This window comes from Tenacibaculum amylolyticum (assembly GCF_964511145.1).
Taxonomy (GTDB): Bacteria; Bacteroidota; Bacteroidia; order Flavobacteriales; family Flavobacteriaceae; genus Polaribacter; species Polaribacter amylolyticum.
Window position 1 is genome coordinate 1 of sequence record NZ_CAZEFZ010000057.1, and the last position, 1,144, is coordinate 1,144.

Below are 1,144 nucleotides of genomic sequence, written 5' to 3' on the forward strand. Positions count from 1 at the left end.
CTCGGCTTGCTGTAATGCCTTTTCGTCTGCTTTTATTTGCTTTTCTAAATCTGCATAAAATTTAGGCTTTCCTTTTTCCATTTGTAACAGAAAGTCAACCGCTTTTTGTGCCTTAGTAGCCGCCTGCATGATAAACTTTTTATCATCACCCATAAATTTTAAAGCTAGTCGCCAGTTTTTTAAATAATCAGCATTTTCTTTTTCTGTACGCCATAAAATACCCGCGTAAGCACATAAATACGTTGCGCCTAATTCTGCGATTAATTCTTCTCTGGCATAAGGTGCAGAACCAAATTTATTTCCTAATGGTCTATCCAGCCGCGTAAAATGCCCTGTACTGTGTATTGCTTCGTGAAATAATGTACTATAATATAAGTCTGCACTATAAAAAGCTTCAAACTTTGGCATTTTAATTAAATCCGTTCCCCCGTTATAACTAGCCCCTTTATAACCGTGCTTAATGGTTGGCATATTCTTAGGAAAGTTTTTAATTATCAGCTCCGCTATTTTATTACGTTCTCCTTTATTATTTGGGCTTCCTGCTTTTTTAAAGCCGTACATTACCTTTTGTAGTTCTGTTAGTTTATCCAGTCCAAAATCAATTCCTTTTACATCACTACCATTAAACACCTCGTGAGCTGTTAAAATTGGTATGGTATCAACAAAAATGTGAAACCTATCTACATCAATATTTTTGGTAGTTAAATAGTCTTTCATTTTCCCCTTGTTATACGTTTTAAATCCTTCTTCTTTTTTTGTGTTTTTATACTTGTATAAATGCGTGAAATAAACTGCATCAAATCGCTTTGCGCCTTTTCTAAGTGTTCCTCCTGCTTGTTTTACTTGTTTTTCAGTAAGGAAAAAAGGATTTTCATAAACAGGTGTTTCTATTTCCAGAAGTCCTATATTAATTCCCTTATATGGCTTTTTACTATTATAACTTACAGGTAATAAAAAACCGTCTTTAGTGTCGTAGGTATCATCCCAACGCTTTTTCCCTCTTCCTTTTGATTTACTCATTTTATCAATCATCTTTTGAGTAACTCTTTTGTAAATTTTATCGGGTGTTAATTGCGCCCTTCCAAGCCCTTCGGTGTCGCTTACTTCTATATACTCTAAGCCTGCTAAAAACTCATAAGGAAAC

The 1,144-nt window shown here is 34.5% G+C and carries 1 protein-coding gene; it reads right to left on the minus strand.

Annotated elements, in window-relative coordinates:
• Positions 1-1,144, minus strand: a 1,144-nt coding sequence (locus ACKTTC_RS13135) for an ArdC family protein (RefSeq protein WP_408040293.1), incomplete at both ends; no start/stop codon positions are given.